Source organism: Ekhidna sp., assembly GCF_965221965.1.
In the GTDB taxonomy this organism is placed as follows: domain Bacteria; phylum Bacteroidota; class Bacteroidia; order Cytophagales; family Cyclobacteriaceae; genus Ekhidna.
This window is the reverse complement of sequence record NZ_OZ244926.1, coordinates 1,201,320-1,214,476: the sequence shown is the minus strand read 5'-3', so window position 1 is coordinate 1,214,476 and position 13,157 is coordinate 1,201,320. Positions and strand designations below refer to the sequence as shown.

The following is a 13,157-nucleotide window of genomic DNA, read 5'->3' as shown; positions in this document are numbered from 1 at the left end:
GTGTATTATATATTTAACCTATGAGTAAGGATAAAAACAGATTTTCCAATGACATTCAAATAAAAAATCGCAAGGCGAGCTATGAGTTTGAATTCGTTGAAAAAGTAGAGGCGGGGATTATGCTAAAGGGGACTGAAATCAAATCCTTGCGAGAAGGTAAGGCCAGCATTCAGGAGGCCTATTGCTATTTTAAGAAAGGTGAACTATTCATTAAAGGAATGAACATTTCACCTTACAGCCAGGCAAGTTTTGAGAGCCATGATATGACGAGAGATCGCAAACTTTTGTTGAAAAAAAGAGAGCTTGAAAAGTTTAAATCAAAAACCGAAGAAAAAGGTTTAACCATTATCCCCGTCAAAATCTATATCAACAGCCGAGGGTTGGCCAAGCTCCAAATCGCCCTGGCAAAAGGAAAGAAAATACATGATAAGCGAGAGAGCATTAAGAAGAAGGATCAAAAACGTGAACTCGAACGAATGAAAATTTGAAGCTATGAATACTGTACTGGTACTCAATCAAGATTATACTCCACTAACTGTGTGTTCAGTACAGCGTGCTTTCCTGCTCATGTTTTTAAAAAAAGCAGATATCATTTCTGAAGTAAAGGGCAAACAACTAAGATCAATCAGCCAATCTTTTGCTTTCCCTTCGGTGATAAAAATCAAATATTACATCAGCATTCCCTATAAAGGTGTGGTGATGAGCCGTCACAATATATTCAAACGAGATGGGGGAAAATGTCAGTACTGCGGTACAACACGAGAGCTTACAATCGATCATGTTATTCCTAGATCGAAAGGAGGAAAATCAACCTGGACCAATTTGGTTACCGCATGCAAAAGATGCAATTCCAAAAAAAGTGATTTTACACTGGAAAAAGTAGGAATGAAATTGATTAAGGTACCTGTGAAACCCTCCTACCTAACCTTCCTTAAAATGAACACAGGCGTTTACAGGGATGATTGGGCTCCTTTCCTTAACCCCAAAAGAGCAAGTGCGTAACTTTGCTTTAAAATAATTACTATGAAATACCTCTCATACTTTCTAATCGGCGTGTTGGCAATATCATGCAACCCTCAGGAAAATGAAAAAGAATCAGAGCGAGAAGAAACGCTAGAGCGTTTTGATGAACGAAAGAAAGAATTAGAAGAAGAAATTCAGCAACTAAAAGAAGATTCCAAAGAAGCAGCTGAAGATGCTAAAAGAGATGTAGAGAAGGCCCTAAGAAAACTTCAAAAGGAACGTGAAAGAGTAATAGATGAAGCCGATAAGCTTCGGAAAGCAACAAAAAAGGAACTGGAAGATGCCTTAGATGAAGCAAAGAAAGAATATGAACAATGGCTAAAGGAAAAGAAGAAGCAAATGAATGAGTGAAGCTGGTAGTTACAGTTATGCTTCGATTAAGCAGCCTCAAAACAAAAAACCCTGATCAAATGATCAGGGTTTTGTATATAAACTGAAAAAGTTATTTTATTTATCAACTCCTCTCAAAGACTTGTAAAGAATTTTACGAGCATTTGATTTTCTTAGGGTCTGCTCCACATCCGAAACAATTCCCATTTTCACTTCAGAATCAATGTTCAGTGCCATCGTAATACGATCCCTTTCTGCTTCGGAAAGCTTATCCTTTTCCTGGTTCACAAAAAGCGTCAATTCTTCAGGCTCCATGAATACATCATTGGTTTGAATCCTTGGCTCTTCACCATAAGTACCAACGTTAGTTGGCTCTCCAATGTAAATATGACTCACCAACGATTTCTTCTGAATTTTAGAAAGTTGCTCAGCTTGGGGAAGTGATACCTTCACCAATAGCTCCTGCTCTCTCATCACAGTAGTTACCATGAAGAAGAATAGCAACATAAAGATAATATCCGGCAATGCTGCCGTAGGTATATCCTGAGATGCTTTAGAACTTTTCTTAAACTTCGACATAGTAATTCTTATTTATCTGGTTCTGCAATTGAGATTGCCTTAGGAATACCCGCTCTGGCCTGCTGATACATTCTTTTCTGCACGTCTTTGCTCTGATCCAGTTCAAGAAACTCCTGTGCAGTAATACCAACTCGCTCCGCATAGATCTCATTATATGCAGCTTGAACCGCATCCAACACATCTATATAAAGCTCGTAGCTTGTACCCCTGTTTGCTTTAAACGATACCACAGCCTTGCCTGGGTGATCTGAAGATTCAGGTCTTTGTCTTGCTTTGGCTTTCATGGATGCTGGGAGGCTATTATATGTATTCACTCCCTCTTCATCCGGATTACCAAAGTTTAAAACAAAATCCTTTACTTCTTGCTTCAACTCCGACATAGGCTTGTTATATGGCTCATTCTCTACCAAAAGCTGATCGTTAGAGTTAGCCAATATCTTGAAGATATTTCGCTCCTGAAATTCAATTTCAGGCTGATCTGGTTCTGGTGGAGGAGGCAGCTGCATTAAAATCCCTTTGTCATTTGCAATCGTGGTTGTCACCAGGAAGAAAATGAGCAAAAGGAAGGCAATGTCTGCCATAGAGCCTGAACTCACTTCCGGAGTGCCTCTATCTTTATTCCTCGCCATTATTCAGCTGCTTTTTTAATTTCTGTATAAACAATTCCGGCAATCGCACCGATCGCTAGAATATAAAAGGTTGTCAATCCGGCACCTACAAGCTTCGCTGTAGTCTCAGATACATCGCCTGAGTTTTCTCCACTCGAAATAAAGAATGATACAAGGAAAACCACGACGATTCCACCTACTCCGATCCCCATTTTTTTCAATGATTCGGGATCTCCTATTGCCTTGGACAAGGGCATTCCTACAGCGGTAAGAACACACACGCCAATCAATATATATGCTATAAATAATCCAACATCTACCATAGTCTAAATCTATTTAGATGATTACTTAGAAAGATTGTGCTTCACAAGAAGGTCTACCAAAGAGATAGATGCATCTTCCATGCTGTTCACGATTGAATCTACTTTAGAAACAAGGTAGTTGTAGAAAAGCTGAAGAATTACAGCCACAATCAGACCACCTACTGTAGTCAAAAGTGCTACTTTGATACCACTTGCCACAAGTGCAGGAGATACGTCACCCGCTTCAGCGATAGCATCAAAGGCTTCAATCATACCTATTACTGTACCCATGAAACCAAGCATCGGCGCAAGTGAAATGAAAAGTGAGATCCAGATCATTCCTCTTTCCAGTTTACCCATTTCTACAGATCCATATGCAATGATTGACTTCTCAACCATCTCAACACCTTCAGACATTCTCATTAATCCTTGAGTGAAGATTGATGCTACAGGTCCTCTTGTGTTTCGGCATACCTCCTTGGCTGCATCCGGACCACCTGCATTTAGCGCGTCTTCAACGTCAGCCAAAAGCTTCTTGGTGTTCGTTGATGCCATGTTCAGGTGAATGATTCTTTCGATAGCGATAGCCAAACCAAGAATCAAACATGCAAGAACGATACCCATGAAAGTAGGTCCACCATCAATGAATTGTTCTTTTACTACTTGGTGAAATCCTTTAGATGGTTCAGCTTCTTCAGGAGCTACAATCTCAGCGATTTCTTCTACAGGCTCTTCGTATACTTCTTCTGCCTGTGCTGTGTCAACAGCTGCAGAATCTACTTCAGTAGAGTCAGAGTCAGAAAAACCCTGTGCAGTAGCACTGAAGGTGAATACACCTGCCAACATTAAGAGAGTCAATAACTTTTTCATAATTCAGTCTTGTAAGTTAAGTCTTCGGTTTAGTTAAATATTTAAGTTTTAGTAAATCCAAATTTGCATGTTCATTCCCACAAAATTCGCACCACTCATAAAAAATTGTCGAATTCCACAGAAATGTCTCTGCAAAATCGCAGAGAGGAAGGGATTCGAACCCTCGATACCCTTTTGGGGTATACACACTTTCCAGGCGTGCGCCTTCGACCACTCGGCCACCTCTCTGTAGACCGCCACTTTTTGACGGGCTACAAATAAATCATGAAAAATACCTTTATGCAAGTTTTATCCTAACATCAAGATCATTCCTACGATTTCATTCCCACACTGAATCCATTTCACCTGCCAGAGAATGAGTTAAAAGGTGCTTTAACCGATCTTTATCAGTCTCATGACCTAATAAAAACATCAATTTTGTAATTGCAGCCTCTGTAGTAATGTCTCCACCACTCAAAACCCCTATTCCATTAAGGTTTTTACTGGTCTCATACCTACCCTGTTCGACCTCACCACCGATGCATTGACTTACGTTCAAGATAATCTTCCCTTCTTCAATAGCCTTCTTTAAACAATTAGCAAACCAATCAAACTTCATTATGTTGCCAGATCCAAAAGACTCCAGCACCACCCCTTTCACTTTCGGATCACCAAGTATTGTTTGTACCACATGCTCGGTGATGCCGGGAAATATCTTTAAAATGATTACGTGTGGATCCAGTTGATTTCTAATCTTCAGCGATGACTTGGGGTCGTATGGCTTTAATGCGGCGTAATTAAATTCAATCTCTATTCCTGCCTCTGCCAGTATGGGATAATTCTCTGACTCAAACGCGGCAAAGGTGCTGCTTCTCAGTTTTTGTGAACGCGAGCCTCTAAGCAAGAGATGGTTGAAATAGACACAAACCTCACTTACAATAGGTCTTTCTTCATTGTGGGCTGAGGCTATTTCCAGTGCAGTAATCAGGTTTTCCCTTGCATCAGAACGAATAGAACCGATCGGCATTTGTGCTCCGGTGAAAATCACCGGCTTGTTTAGCCCTTCTAACATATAGCTCAGCATTGATGCCGAATACGCCATTGTGTCTGTTCCGTGTAAAACCACGAAAGCATCATACTGCTCATAGTTTTCCTCAATGATATAGGCCATGTCCTTCCAATCCTGAATCAGGATATTTGAAGAATCAATGGGTTCTGGGAAGGAGATCACAGTCAACCGAATGTCGAGCTGCCGAAGCTCGGGCACACGATCCACCACCTTACCAAAATTGAATGGCGTCAGAGACCCACTGGCATCCTGAACCATCCCGAAGGTTCCTCCGGTGTAGATAATCAGAACAGATCGATCTCCTGTTTCATTGATATTTACAATTTTATACTTCAATGCTGTGATTTTTGAGCTGGGAAAAATAAATCATTTGCATTAGCTGTAGTCAATTCACCCAGCTCTTCTTTTGTCATTTTCAGGTATTCCGCCACTTTGTCTGCAACCAATGAAACATAAGCTGGCTCATTCCGCTTTCCCCGGTATGGTGTAGGTGTAAGGTAAGGGCTGTCGGTTTCGAGAATGATTTTAGATCGATCCAGGTGAGGGATAACCTGATCCATGCCTCCGTTTTTAAAAGTACTGACGCCTCCAAGTCCAAGATAAAAGCCTTGATCAGTTATTTGCTTACCCTGGTTCACAGTACCTGTAAAGCAATGGAAAACACCTTTCAATCCTTTTCCCTGGTATTGACTCACAAGATCAATGGTCTCATCAATGGTCTCCCGACAATGAATAGCAATTGGAAGGTCATACTTCAAAGCGAGCTTACACTGGAAATGAAAAGCTTCTTTTTGTTGCTCCCAGTAAGACTTATCCCAATACAAATCTGTTCCCATCTCCCCTACAGCCAAAAAAGATCGTTTAGAAAACCAGTCCTCAACAAGCTGGAGTTCCTTTTCAAAATCTTCTTTAACCGAGCACGGATGAAGGCCCATCATTGGGTAGCAAACGTCAGGGTAGTTTTCCTCTAACTTCAGCATTGACTCAATCGATGAGCTATCGATATTGGGAAGTAAAATTTTCTCTATCCCGGCACCAAGTGCACGGTTTATCACTTCATTGATATCTTCTTCAAAATGCTCCAAGTAAATGTGCGCATGTGTATCAATCATCATCATAGAGGCCATGGGCCTTTTATTGAGAATTATTTGTATTTCATCTAAAAAGAAGACGCCAATAACCCATTCTAAGATATAGCCTCGAATTTGAAGCCTTTTGATTGAAAATGCGCAAGAATTTCAGGAAGAATCAATTTCAGGTTTTCAAAGGCCCTTTCACTATCATGAAAGACAAGTATACTCCCTGGCTTAGCGCACTTCAATTTTGAAATAGATTTCTCAACATTAAGGTTGGAATCAAAATCCCATGAAAGATGACTCCACATGATGAGCTTTTTACTGAACCTTTTGATTTGCCCCCTTTTAATTCGACCGTATGGCGGCCTGAATAACGTACTGTCCACTCCCTGTTCACGTATTACTTCCTCTCCTAGTCTTACATCTTCAAGGTAATTTGATGTGGTTGTTTTCCAGCCATTCAAATGGCTATACGTGTGATTCCCAATCTGATGACCTTCCTCAATGATTCGTTTACCTATCACCGTGTTTGCCTCCAGATTCTTCCCGATACAAAAGAAAGTAGCTCTGGCATTCACTTTTTTTAGCTCATCTAAAATCCATTCTGTGACTTTAGGTATTGGTCCGTCATCAAATGTGAGATAAATGGAATTTTGAGATTGAATGCTCCAAACAAGGTCCGGATACCACAGTCGGGTAAACCAAGGTGTTTTATAGAACCGAATCATTTGTTTTGAATGCGACAGGAAAGCATGGTGATATCGTCATGAAAAGGCTTCTCTCCTTTAAACTCTTTCAGTGCATTGAGTATTTGATTATGTAACTCTGAAAGATCAGCCGGACAGTCTTCTCTAATGATTTCAAGCAAACGATCGAACTCAAAAGCTTCATCATTTTCATTGAAAGTTTCCGTCAATCCATCGGTATACGTAAACAAGAAAAACTCATCCAATTTAGAAATCTTCTTTGTCTCGATGAACGGAAGTGGATCGAACATGCCAAGCACCGTCGTACCATCATTCAACAATTCAATATGGTCACTATTTTTTAGGATGATCTCATTGTGCCCACAGTTGATATACTCCAGCTCCTTCGTTTTGAAGTCATAAATTCCTGCAAAAAAGGTGATGAAGTTTTCTGCATTTCCACTCACAAACGTCGTATGGTTCAACTCTTCAATGATTTCCTTCAGATCTTTCGTCTGACGCACCAGGGCACGAAGAGAGGCTTGAAAGTTTGACATAAGCAAGGCGGCAGGCACCCCTTTGCCCGAAACATCTGCAATGCAGGCCAAAAACTTATTTTCGTTGATCTGGATATAATCGTAATAATCACCCCCAACATCATGATGCGGCAGGTAAAACGCCTCAATTTGTAACCGCTCGATCTTGGGAAGCTCTTTTGGAAAAAGGAAGTTCTGTACCTTTTTTGCGATCTCCAATTCTCTCCGGTACGCTTCCTGCTCCATTTGCTGACGAGCCAGCCGCTTGTTTTCGATGGCAACCAGAATGATGTTAGTCAGTGCATTCAAGAAGCGATTTTGAACACCCAACTCAGAATCTGACTCAATGAAAACAACCGCTAACAGTTTGCTTTTATGATAAACGGGGAATACAGCATCAAATTCATCAAATGAAGTCTCGGTCAATCCCATTTGATTTTTCAACGAGGTGTATTCTTTGGGCAGCTGGCTCTCAATCAGGTTATTCCGGGTTCCAAAATTTACCCGGCAAACCCACTGATCCTCTCGCTGGGTATAGAGTGCCAGCTTATTGATTTTTAAGTCTGCCAGCAAAGTAAACTTGTAGATCTTTAGCAGATCATCTTCCGGCAGATTGTTATTTACAGCCTGAGTAACCTCCAAAAGAGCATTTAGTTGTAAATCCTTTATGTCCAGTGAAGTTTCCTTCATTGAGTGTTGTGTTCAAATAGTCCTTTTTTGGATGCGAGATAAAAGAATGACTGAAAGTCTTTATCCATATCCAATTTATCTAATTCTGATTCCTCATCCACTGACTTGTATACTCTTACCCATCCCTTTTTCGCCATATGAACAAGGTTTTTCTTCAGTTGGGAATCAGAGAAATCGGTAGCCTCTTTCAGTTTTTCGTAAGCGGTAACGAAGTACAGCTCATCAATAATATCAAATTCCTCGTCGGTCATCCGTATTTTCTTCCTTTCCAGGTATAAGAACCAAAGATAGAATTCATACCCATGAATAGAACATGCAAAGGATAAATAATTTGAAAGACCAAAAGAGGAACCAAAGCGCCTTTCCCTGTCAAAAAACGATTAATAGGAGCTACAAATGCGAACTGGGAAATGAATCTGACAAACACAATTCCACCAATTAAAAGCGGATCAAACCAGCCTGAAACAGCACCTAATATAGCTACATAAAACAGCAAATAATCAAGAAAGAAGAGCACGGCACTTACTCGCACTTTCCCGTTTTTGTTGTGTTTCCACTTGCTTGTCCATCTTGTACGCTGATTAATGAATGCGCGCAGGCTAGTATGAGCAAGTGTACTTACGATGGCATCTCGCGTCTTCATGAATTTAGTGGAATGAGGAAATCGTCTCATAATATTGAAGAGCAGAAACTCATCATCCCCGGAAGGGGTAAATAGGTTATCCGTATAGCCCCCTACCTCTTCAAATGCCCGCTTACGAAAACCTAAATTGGCTCCACTACACATGCTGGGGTTCTCTTCAGTGATTGTTACTGCTCCGAAACCCATGAGCCCGGAAAACTCGACTTGCTGTAAACGGGCAAACAAACCCTTTCCCTGAATAGTAACTGGCCCTGCTACCATATTGGTTGTCTCATCAAACGTATCGTTATATGATCGAATCCATTGCTCTCCAAACCAGCAATCAGCATCTGTGGTGAGTATGGTCTCATGATCGGCCTCCTTTACCCCGGCCGTAAGTGCATGCTTCTTTCCCTGCTTACTTTTATCGTTCAATTGTACCAATCGAATATGTATGCTTAAAGCATCAATGGACTGAACAACCTGATCGACTGTCCCATCATCAGAGAAGTCATCTACCACAATTACTTCGAAAAGTTCTTTGGGGTAATCCTGTTTATCAAGGTGCCTAAGAATCTGACCGATTTTGTCCTCTTCATTGCGTGCAGGAATTATTACAGAAACAGGAATGAGGCCATCGTTTTTGTAAACATCAGGAATCCTTCTCCACCCGAATGCCAACCTCAGGTAGAATAGCACATGTAGAACAGCGAATGCGCCAATCAAATAGATCATTGCGCAATGTTAAACTTAAATTTGAAGACGAAAATTAATCCGACTAAAGAAGGCATTACGGTATTTATCACCCAGATAAAAAAAATAGGCACAATGATCAATTGAAGGTCTGACACATGAGGTTCAAAGAATAAAATTCCGGAGGCTTCACGCACTCCTACCCCTCCAAAAAACAAGGGTAGCACCGAACGAATCAGAAAAATCCAACCGATACCAGCCAATAGTAGCTCAGCTGATAAATCCGGCAAAAAGGCCGACAACAGCAAATAAAACTGGAAGACAAAAACGACATAGCGAAAGAGCGAAAGCAAGATGATTTTCAGTAATATCATTCGGCTCATATTCCTGAAGTAGGACAAAAACTGATCAAGCGATTTCTTAAATAGCCAGCGAATGATGGGATAGCTAAATATCAACAAAAAAGTGAACCATCCATTCACATTATATTCTATCGCCAGTTTACTCATTCCATAAAGGCCAAGAAGCAGCGTAAAGCACAGCATAACCCCCCTGTTGAGCATAGCCGCTGATGTAGCTTTATATTTATCCTGCTGCTGAGAGATGCGTACCAGCAAATCTCCTGAGGTAAATGGCAGTACCCAGTTTAGTGCCAGTCCGCCCAAAATAACCTGCCATGCATTTTTTATGCTAATTGCCTCGAAAGGTTGCAGAGATACTTTCCATCGCAATGCTTCCAGATACCAATTAAAAACCATCAACAACAGGACCAGACCAATGATAAACCCGAATGAAGCAGGCCATATAAGTTCGTTGAGGTTGATGGATTGATCCTGAAGTTTAGTGATGATGATATAGAGGCAGCCACCCAATACTAACAGCTTAATCATTCCAATGATCCAGGGGTTTTGAAGGTAGTTTGAATGGTTGTTCTTAATTTGCATCTGTGGCGATTAAAGAGCGAATCATTTTAGGTATCGACCCGGGTACGAATGTAATGGGATATGGACTGATCCACTGCAAAGGTGAGAAAATGAGTGTAATCCAGTTTGGAGTCATCCATCTAAGTAAGTACAAAAACCACGAAATCAAGCTAAAAAAAATCTTTGAACGAGTCACTGAGCTGTTAAAAGAATACCTTCCTGATGAGGTGGCACTGGAGGCTCCTTTCTTTGGAAAGAACGTGCAATCGATGCTGAAGCTGGGACGCGCACAGGGAGTAGCGATGGCAGCTGCGCTCAATCGGAACATGCCCATTCATGAATATGCACCTAAAAGAGTGAAGCAGTCCGTAACGGGAAACGGTAATGCCAGCAAAGAGCAAGTAGCCAACATGATTCAGACCCTATTAAAATTTGAGGATGCTCCTAAGTTGCTGGATGCCACTGATGCGCTTGCCGTGGCGATTTGTCATCATTACTCCTCTAAGTCAGGAATTCCAAACGCTGGCAAGAAAAGCTGGAAGTCGTTTATTGCAGATAATCCGGGGAGAGTGAAGTGAGGTTTAAGGATTGGTGAATTGGTAGTTAGTGATTGGTAATTCTGCTTTCATAGAAAAGGCGTGTCACCCTGAGGGACTCGAAGGGTGCGGGTATTAGAGTTATTAACTAATTTAGATAACACAAACTACCGACTAACCGAAATAAATCACGCCGAGATCAATGAAATACTTACTCATCTTATTTCTACCGCTAACGTTTTCTTTTACCCTCTCCGCTCAGAGTTTAGAAAAAGCCAATGCCAAAATCAAGGAAATGGGGTTGTCTGAGAGAGATATCGCTGACCTCTGTACTGCTGCTAAAGGAAAGGGTGTTTCCTTCTTTCCTGAATGGGGAGTCCACCCACTAATAGAGCTAGTATTTGACATAGAGCTAGATAATGACGGCAAAGCCTGGGACGAATATTCATCCCAAGAAGTAGCCAAAGCAGCTTTCGTGAAGCTTTGGGAAGAGAAGTACTCACACTGCTATTGTGATTTTGGGCCGGGCACTCGCGCAACGCTGGATGCAGTCTCGCTCTACCATGAGGGCGCAGATTGGGTGTTTAATATTTATCATCCCGAGCGCGATTGGGGAGCCAATATCAATAAAATCCGGTGGATCAGCTTTCAGCAAGAAATCGAAGGCACCATTCTCGATTATGTGGAATGGCTCCAAAATGAAAGTAATTCATATAAGGTTGAGGAAGACTCAGATTTCAAAACAAATGTACTCTCTGCATACATTTCTAAGCTTATTGGTTATGGCGCCAAACGCATGTCCGAGATGACCCCAGAAGAAATCGAACGAAACAGTCAGTGATGCGCGAATACCTGACAGGTCATCTCTATTCAAACCTGCTCATCTTATCCGTGGCTTATCTCTTGCCGTGTTTTTTACTTGCACAAAAAGCGATCAAAAACGTCAAACGAAAATCGCCGGAAGCGCAAAATTTACATTTCGCTTATGGCTGGTCCCGGGATGCTTATTGGATGCATTTTGGTTTTTCTACACTTTTCTTCGGATTTGCTATCCTGATGTATGGGTTTGACCTGGGGTGGTTAGTTGACATCATTTGTGTGATTGCTGCACTGATAGGGCTTGTCCTTTTTTTAGGTTTCTTGCAGGTAGAAAAGGTGTTTATAACAGGCACTGCCATTCATTTTATTCCGGCATTTGGGAAGTCGGAGGCTATGCCATTTTCCCAGGTTAGACGGGTGATTGTATCAAAAAGCCAGCGTGAATACCGCGATATGGTGCAGTATACGTATGAGGTCAATTTGCTAACTGACCAACTTCAACGTAGCATTTCCGAAGACACCCAGGATATCAAAGAAATGATCGTACATCTTGAAGAAAAGATCGGAAAGGAGAAGTTTGAAGTGGTAGACAAAACCCCAGAAGAGAATTGAGATTTGTATTCACGCTATTTGCTTTTTTTCTGGTCTCATACCTGGCTAGTAGCCAGTATCTGGAAAAGACCATTGAATCCTTCGAACAGCATTTTCAAATCGCTCTCTTCATTGATTCCATGGAAGTCATCAATCATGGGATCACCCCGGTTGAGAAAAGAAGCAAAATGGGCAATGTGACAGTAATCGTGGATGGAGATAGCTTTATTCCTCAGCGCAAAGACACGGTGCTGTATCAATACATCGACTTTCTCTCCGCTGAACTTTCGAAATATCCTGAGAAGTACCTGCAAAATATCGGACTGGAAGCCATTGCCCTCGGTGCTGAGTTGTTTGTGGGAAAAACGAAGCGTGGAGGTATCCCCAACCATCAGACAAACACCATCCTATATGAGGCTTCTTATGCCATGCTCTACGATGAAGCCTACATGGCCAATGTGATCCACCATGAGTTGCATCACTTTGCCGAGCAGACCCTGGAAAAACGAGAGCGCTATTTCAAGAAATGGGAAAAGATCAATCCACCAAAATTTAAGTATGGTTATGGTGGCATCATGCAATATGACCCCCGGTATCAAAATGTAGATTTCGCATCCTACAATCACCCAAAAGAGGGGTTTGTAAGCAACTATGCCATGACCGGTGCGGAAGAAGACCGTGCCATGATCGTATCGCTGATTATGAACGAACGTGAAAGAGCAGAACTTCTCAAGTGGCTGCCTTCAGATCAGCTACTTCAGAAAAAAGTAAAACTGGCTATCGAAATGTTGAATACGTTGAGTGGGACAAGTGAGAATTATTGGACGGAGGTGATGACCGGATATCAATGAGGAAGTGAGGCCTGTGGCTTGTTCAAAGTATTAAAATTCAAACGAAATTAGCGCGAAACTGCCAAAAAATGGGAAATAAACGTAAAGGTCAATTAACAACGGATTCAGAATGGCACAAGCATCTGAGGAAAATTGGGAAGAGGTTTTTCTGGAAAGGCGAACGTCTGGCAGAAAAGAAAATGATTGATGAAAATTTGACTGAAACAGAAACTGAAATAAAAAGCAGGCGAAACGCGTGCGACAGCAAAGGGCTTTCATCAGATCAATGACGTCAGAAAAAAGGTAAAACTGGCTAAAAAATCCTGAATGAAAAAGGTGGAACATCTAATAATTATTAGGCAGACGTTATGAGAGATTAACTCATAGTTGTGTGT

The 13,157-nt window shown here is 41.4% G+C and carries 19 protein-coding genes and 1 tRNA gene; 8 read left to right on the top strand and 12 right to left on the bottom strand.

The genetic code is table 11. From position 1 onward, the window contains the following. Nucleotides 1–20 precede the first annotated feature (20 nt). From smpB to ACOQON_RS06025, 3 genes are read left to right on the top strand one after another with little or no spacing between them, the layout of a single operon-like run. Nucleotides 21–488, top strand: coding sequence for an SsrA-binding protein SmpB (gene smpB / locus ACOQON_RS06035; protein WP_420578026.1), 468 nt, complete (start codon nucleotides 21–23; stop codon nucleotides 486–488). A gap of 4 nt (nucleotides 489–492) precedes the next feature. Continuing rightward, a complete protein-coding gene (locus tag ACOQON_RS06030) occupies nucleotides 493–1,002 on the top strand; it encodes an HNH endonuclease (protein WP_420578025.1) in 510 nt (169 codons plus the stop codon). Between the two features lie 21 nt (nucleotides 1,003–1,023). Next, nucleotides 1,024–1,374 (top strand): hypothetical protein, encoded by a 351-nt coding sequence (locus ACOQON_RS06025; RefSeq protein WP_420578024.1) that lies wholly within the window; start codon nucleotides 1,024–1,026, stop codon nucleotides 1,372–1,374. Between the two features lie 96 nt (nucleotides 1,375–1,470). On the opposite strand, the gene ACOQON_RS06020 is transcribed toward ACOQON_RS06025, so the two are convergent. From ACOQON_RS06020 to ACOQON_RS05965, 12 genes are all read right to left on the bottom strand, one after another. After that, entirely contained in the window at nucleotides 1,471–1,932 is a 462-nt protein-coding gene (locus tag ACOQON_RS06020; RefSeq protein ID WP_420578023.1) for an ExbD/TolR family protein, read from the bottom strand. An 8-nt stretch (nucleotides 1,933–1,940) separates the two neighbouring features. Next, nucleotides 1,941–2,561 carry an ExbD/TolR family protein gene (locus ACOQON_RS06015; RefSeq protein ID WP_420578022.1) on the bottom strand — a complete coding sequence of 207 codons (621 nt, stop codon included), beginning with the start codon at nucleotides 2,559–2,561 and terminating at the stop codon, nucleotides 1,941–1,943. Beyond that, on the bottom strand, nucleotides 2,561–2,863 hold the full coding sequence (locus tag ACOQON_RS06010; RefSeq protein ID WP_420578021.1) for a hypothetical protein: 303 nt from the start codon (nucleotides 2,861–2,863) through the stop codon (nucleotides 2,561–2,563). Before ACOQON_RS06010 ends, ACOQON_RS06015 begins: the two co-directional genes overlap by 1 nt. Before the next feature lie 21 nt (nucleotides 2,864–2,884). Then, a complete protein-coding gene (locus tag ACOQON_RS06005) occupies nucleotides 2,885–3,712 on the bottom strand; it encodes a MotA/TolQ/ExbB proton channel family protein (protein ID WP_420578020.1) in 828 nt (275 codons plus the stop codon). A gap of 140 nt (nucleotides 3,713–3,852) precedes the next feature. Then, nucleotides 3,853–3,940 (bottom strand) — tRNA-Ser (locus ACOQON_RS06000). 91 nt (nucleotides 3,941–4,031) lie between these two features. Then, the gene (locus ACOQON_RS05995; protein WP_420578019.1) at nucleotides 4,032–5,096 is read right to left on the bottom strand and encodes an asparaginase; all 1,065 of its coding nucleotides are present in this window, start codon (nucleotides 5,094–5,096) and stop codon (nucleotides 4,032–4,034) included. Beyond that, complete coding sequence (locus ACOQON_RS05990) at nucleotides 5,093–5,887, bottom strand: TatD family hydrolase (RefSeq protein ID WP_420578018.1); 795 nt, start codon at nucleotides 5,885–5,887, stop codon at nucleotides 5,093–5,095. Before ACOQON_RS05990 ends, ACOQON_RS05995 begins: the two co-directional genes overlap by 4 nt. 59 nt (nucleotides 5,888–5,946) lie before the next feature. Beyond that, nucleotides 5,947–6,564 (bottom strand): polysaccharide deacetylase family protein, encoded by a 618-nt coding sequence (locus ACOQON_RS05985; protein WP_420578017.1) that lies wholly within the window; start codon nucleotides 6,562–6,564, stop codon nucleotides 5,947–5,949. Further along, the gene (locus ACOQON_RS05980; RefSeq protein WP_420578016.1) at nucleotides 6,561–7,748 is read right to left on the bottom strand and encodes a PP2C family protein-serine/threonine phosphatase; all 1,188 of its coding nucleotides are present in this window, start codon (nucleotides 7,746–7,748) and stop codon (nucleotides 6,561–6,563) included. Before ACOQON_RS05980 ends, ACOQON_RS05985 begins: the two co-directional genes overlap by 4 nt. Further along, nucleotides 7,745–7,999, bottom strand: coding sequence for a transporter (locus ACOQON_RS05975; RefSeq protein ID WP_420578015.1), 255 nt, complete (start codon nucleotides 7,997–7,999; stop codon nucleotides 7,745–7,747). Before ACOQON_RS05975 ends, ACOQON_RS05980 begins: the two co-directional genes overlap by 4 nt. Further along, nucleotides 7,996–9,105 carry a glycosyltransferase gene (locus ACOQON_RS05970; RefSeq protein WP_420578014.1) on the bottom strand — a complete coding sequence of 370 codons (1,110 nt, stop codon included), beginning with the start codon at nucleotides 9,103–9,105 and terminating at the stop codon, nucleotides 7,996–7,998. The genes ACOQON_RS05975 and ACOQON_RS05970 overlap by 4 nt, the downstream gene beginning before the upstream one ends. Next, nucleotides 9,102–10,007, bottom strand: a complete 906-nt coding sequence (locus ACOQON_RS05965) for a hypothetical protein (RefSeq protein WP_420578013.1) — start codon at nucleotides 10,005–10,007, stop codon at nucleotides 9,102–9,104. Before ACOQON_RS05965 ends, ACOQON_RS05970 begins: the two co-directional genes overlap by 4 nt. 53 nt (nucleotides 10,008–10,060) lie before the next feature. On the opposite strand from ACOQON_RS05965, the gene ruvC reads away from it, so the two are divergent. The 5 genes from ruvC (at nucleotide 10,061) to ACOQON_RS05940 (ending at nucleotide 13,052) form a co-directional block, all read left to right on the top strand. Then, nucleotides 10,061–10,564, top strand: a complete 504-nt coding sequence (gene ruvC / locus ACOQON_RS05960) for a crossover junction endodeoxyribonuclease RuvC (RefSeq protein ID WP_420578681.1) — start codon at nucleotides 10,061–10,063, stop codon at nucleotides 10,562–10,564. A gap of 160 nt (nucleotides 10,565–10,724) precedes the next feature. Next, complete coding sequence (locus ACOQON_RS05955; protein ID WP_420578012.1) at nucleotides 10,725–11,363, top strand: hypothetical protein; 639 nt, start codon at nucleotides 10,725–10,727, stop codon at nucleotides 11,361–11,363. Next, nucleotides 11,363–11,953, top strand: coding sequence for a hypothetical protein (locus tag ACOQON_RS05950; RefSeq protein WP_420578011.1), 591 nt, complete (start codon nucleotides 11,363–11,365; stop codon nucleotides 11,951–11,953). The genes ACOQON_RS05955 and ACOQON_RS05950 overlap by 1 nt, the downstream gene beginning before the upstream one ends. Continuing rightward, complete coding sequence (locus ACOQON_RS05945; RefSeq protein WP_420578010.1) at nucleotides 11,950–12,783, top strand: putative zinc-binding metallopeptidase; 834 nt, start codon at nucleotides 11,950–11,952, stop codon at nucleotides 12,781–12,783. The genes ACOQON_RS05950 and ACOQON_RS05945 overlap by 4 nt, the downstream gene beginning before the upstream one ends. A gap of 68 nt (nucleotides 12,784–12,851) precedes the next feature. Then, complete coding sequence (locus ACOQON_RS05940) at nucleotides 12,852–13,052, top strand: hypothetical protein (RefSeq protein WP_420578009.1); 201 nt, start codon at nucleotides 12,852–12,854, stop codon at nucleotides 13,050–13,052. Nucleotides 13,053–13,157 lie beyond the last annotated feature (105 nt).

Excerpts from the sequence above, each read along its gene's own strand:
- smpB (WP_420578026.1), top strand. The coding sequence starts at position 21 with ATGAGTAAGGATAAAAACAGATTTTCCAATGACATTCAAATAAAAAAT.
- ACOQON_RS06030 (WP_420578025.1), top strand. The coding sequence starts at position 493 with ATGAATACTGTACTGGTACTCAATCAAGATTATACTCCACTAACTGTG.
- ACOQON_RS06025 (WP_420578024.1), top strand. The coding sequence starts at position 1,024 with ATGAAATACCTCTCATACTTTCTAATCGGCGTGTTGGCAATATCATGC.
- ACOQON_RS06020 (WP_420578023.1), bottom strand. The coding sequence starts at position 1,932 with ATGTCGAAGTTTAAGAAAAGTTCTAAAGCATCTCAGGATATACCTACG.
- ACOQON_RS06015 (WP_420578022.1), bottom strand. The coding sequence starts at position 2,561 with ATGGCGAGGAATAAAGATAGAGGCACTCCGGAAGTGAGTTCAGGCTCT.
- ACOQON_RS06010 (WP_420578021.1), bottom strand. The coding sequence starts at position 2,863 with ATGGTAGATGTTGGATTATTTATAGCATATATATTGATTGGCGTGTGT.
- ACOQON_RS06005 (WP_420578020.1), bottom strand. The coding sequence starts at position 3,712 with ATGAAAAAGTTATTGACTCTCTTAATGTTGGCAGGTGTATTCACCTTC.
- ACOQON_RS05990 (WP_420578018.1), bottom strand. The coding sequence starts at position 5,887 with ATGGCCTCTATGATGATGATTGATACACATGCGCACATTTACTTGGAG.
- ACOQON_RS05985 (WP_420578017.1), bottom strand. The coding sequence starts at position 6,564 with ATGATTCGGTTCTATAAAACACCTTGGTTTACCCGACTGTGGTATCCG.
- ACOQON_RS05980 (WP_420578016.1), bottom strand. The coding sequence starts at position 7,748 with ATGAAGGAAACTTCACTGGACATAAAGGATTTACAACTAAATGCTCTT.
- ACOQON_RS05975 (WP_420578015.1), bottom strand. The coding sequence starts at position 7,999 with ATGACCGACGAGGAATTTGATATTATTGATGAGCTGTACTTCGTTACC.
- ACOQON_RS05970 (WP_420578014.1), bottom strand. The coding sequence starts at position 9,105 with ATGATCTATTTGATTGGCGCATTCGCTGTTCTACATGTGCTATTCTAC.
- ACOQON_RS05965 (WP_420578013.1), bottom strand. The coding sequence starts at position 10,007 with ATGCAAATTAAGAACAACCATTCAAACTACCTTCAAAACCCCTGGATC.
- ruvC (WP_420578681.1), top strand. The coding sequence starts at position 10,061 with ATGGGATATGGACTGATCCACTGCAAAGGTGAGAAAATGAGTGTAATC.
- ACOQON_RS05955 (WP_420578012.1), top strand. The coding sequence starts at position 10,725 with ATGAAATACTTACTCATCTTATTTCTACCGCTAACGTTTTCTTTTACC.
- ACOQON_RS05950 (WP_420578011.1), top strand. The coding sequence starts at position 11,363 with ATGCGCGAATACCTGACAGGTCATCTCTATTCAAACCTGCTCATCTTA.
- ACOQON_RS05940 (WP_420578009.1), top strand. The coding sequence starts at position 12,852 with ATGGGAAATAAACGTAAAGGTCAATTAACAACGGATTCAGAATGGCAC.